The sequence below is a fragment of the Pseudoalteromonas sp. SG45-3 genome, assembly GCF_014164075.1.
GTDB classification, from domain to species: Bacteria; Pseudomonadota; Gammaproteobacteria; order Enterobacterales; family Alteromonadaceae; genus Pseudoalteromonas; species Pseudoalteromonas distincta.
Genome location: NZ_JACJEN010000044.1, coordinates 1 through 2,340 on the forward strand (window position 1 = coordinate 1; position 2,340 = coordinate 2,340).

At 43.4% G+C, this 2,340-nt stretch carries 2 protein-coding genes and 1 pseudogene; all 3 read left to right on the plus strand.

The window, feature by feature from the left end:
• Positions 1-80 precede the first annotated feature (80 nt).
• The 3 genes and pseudogenes from tnpA to tnpC all read left to right on the plus strand — a co-directional run bounded on the left by tnpA (position 81) and on the right by tnpC (position 2,318).
• Positions 81-380 (plus strand): IS66 family insertion sequence element accessory protein TnpA, encoded by a 300-nt coding sequence (tnpA, locus tag H5126_RS21105; protein WP_002963294.1) that lies wholly within the window; start codon positions 81-83, stop codon positions 378-380.
• Positions 377-811, plus strand: coding sequence for an IS66 family insertion sequence element accessory protein TnpB (gene tnpB, locus H5126_RS21110; protein WP_024596287.1), 435 nt, complete (start codon positions 377-379; stop codon positions 809-811). The genes tnpA and tnpB overlap by 4 nt, the downstream gene beginning before the upstream one ends.
• Before the next feature lie 92 nt (positions 812-903).
• Positions 904-2,318 (plus strand): annotated as a pseudogene (gene tnpC / locus H5126_RS21115) (IS66 family transposase).
• The last annotated feature ends 22 nt before the right edge of the window (positions 2,319-2,340 follow it).

Sequence of the window (2,340 nt, forward strand, 5' to 3'; positions counted from 1 at the left end):
GTAAGCGTCTAGCAAAGTGCACCTGCCAGTAATTCGTCAAACCGATTAAGCTATTTCTTAATTTCAATTAGGAGATAGCCATGAGAAAAACACGTAGCCTTGAGCAGTGGCGTAACATTATCGAAGAACAACAAGCCAGCGATTTAACTATTACTGAGTTTTGCCAGCAACATGCCTTATCTAAAACAAGCTTTTATGCGGCACGAAGTAAGCTTAATACTGAATCCAGTCGTTTTGTTCAAGCAAAAGTCACTAAACACGTCGCCCCCACTGAACAGCAACTGCCGATCATGCTTACTATCGGCAGCGTGAAAATTAGCTTCCCACCCACAATGCCTGTCGCTTATTTGAGTCAATTGTTGCGTGAGCTTGCCTTATGAAAATGTTTGTTGAACCCGCGCGTATTTACTTGCATCGTGACGCCGTGGATTTTCGAAAGTCCATTGATGGTCTGGTCGCACTCGTTGAAAGCGAGCTTGAACGTGACGCTTACACTGGCGCATTATTTTTGTTCTGCAATAAATCGAAAGATAAACTCAAGCTGGTTTACTGGGATAAAACGGGGTTTGCTTTGTGGTACAAGCGTTTAGAAAAACAAAAGTTCAAATGGCCAAGTAAAGTCAGTTTGCAAGAATTTGAACTCAGTCCTGGGCAATTGGATTGGTTGTTGTCGGGATATGATGTGCTTGGTCATGAAGAATTGCAGTATCAATCGATCATATTGACAGTAAATGATCGTTGCCACACCGCCTGCTTTATCTTTGCGTCAAACAAGAAAACAACGTCAAATTCTGTTAAATTGCGAACATGAAAATTGATGCACACTTACTTCCTGACGACCTAGAACAACTCAAGCGCATGGTGCTTGAGTTGTTCTAGGTCGTTGCTGAAAAAGATGCGCAAATTCACGAATTACTGCAAGCTTATAACGCGAAGCTTGCCAAAGAGTACGCGAAGAAATCTGAAAAGATGCCCGGTGCTGGAGAGCGCTTCAATGAAGCAGAAAACATTCTTGATGAACATGATAAAGCGCTATTGGCCACATCGCCCTTAGTAAAGAAAGAAAAAGCCAAACCGAAACGCCGGCCACTGCCAGCACAGTTACCACGAGTCGAGGTGGTTGTTGACCTTGATGAGGATGAAAAAGTGTGTGATTGCTGTCAAAGCCCACTTCACAAAATGGGTGAAAGCAGCAGTGAAACACTCGAATTTGTGCCAGCGCATATCAAGGTTGTCAAAACTATTCGCCCTAAATATACGTGCCGTCACTGTGAGCGTGAAGGGATTGAAAGTGTAGTGAAAACGGCAAAAATGCCCGCAACACCTATTCCAAAAAGTATCGGCACGCCCAGTTTACTGAGCCAAATAATCATGTGTAAATACCAGTTTGGCTTGCCGCTTTATCGCCAAGAAACGTTATTTTCTGATATCGGTATTGAGTTGAGCAGGCAAACCATGTCGAGCTGGATGTTACGCTGTGCTGAATTGTTGTCACCGCTCTATCAGCGTTTAAAAGAAATCTTGTTATCTCAAGCAGTTATTCATGGCGATGAAACCTCGTTAAACGTTATTAACGCAGAGAAAGCGACCAGCTATATGTGGCTGTACTGTTGTGGCGATGATAAGCCGGGTAAAGACACTAATATTGTCCTGTTTGATTATCATAATAGTCGCGCGGCCCACTGTGTAGTTGGTTTTCTTGACGGTTATCAAGGCTACATGCACGTTGACGGCTACAAAGCATACGAGCAAACGAAGGCAACACTGGTTGCGTGCTTAGCTCATATACGCCGTAAGTTCATCGAGGCCAAAGGCAATAATAAAAAAACCGTTAAAGCGGATGTAGCACTTAACCTTATTCGCAAACTCTATGGTATTGAGCAAGCCATCAAAGGTAAATCGGTTAGTGAAAAATTCACCGTTAGGCAGCAAAAAGCCAAACCAATCGTTGATGAATTGTATCAATGGTTACTCAAACACAAAGATAAAATCCCTCCCCAAATGGCGCTAGGGAAAGCAATTACCTATGCGATAAACCAGTTTGAGAAATTCAGGCGTTACCTCGATGATGGCAGGCTCAGTATTGATAATAACCGAGCAGAGCGAGCCATAAAACCGTTCGTAATAGGGCGGTTTTATGGCTGTTCTCAAATACCAGTAATGGCGCGCATGCCAGCGCCATACTCTATAGTCTTGTTGAAACCGCAAAGGCAAATGATCTTGTAGTGCATGACTACATCTCAATGTGCTTGCAACATATTGCAGAGCAGCCAAGTAACCTTGAGCCACTGCTACCTTGGAATATTAAGCAAGGCTAGGTGTCGTTAGCTATACGCTTAC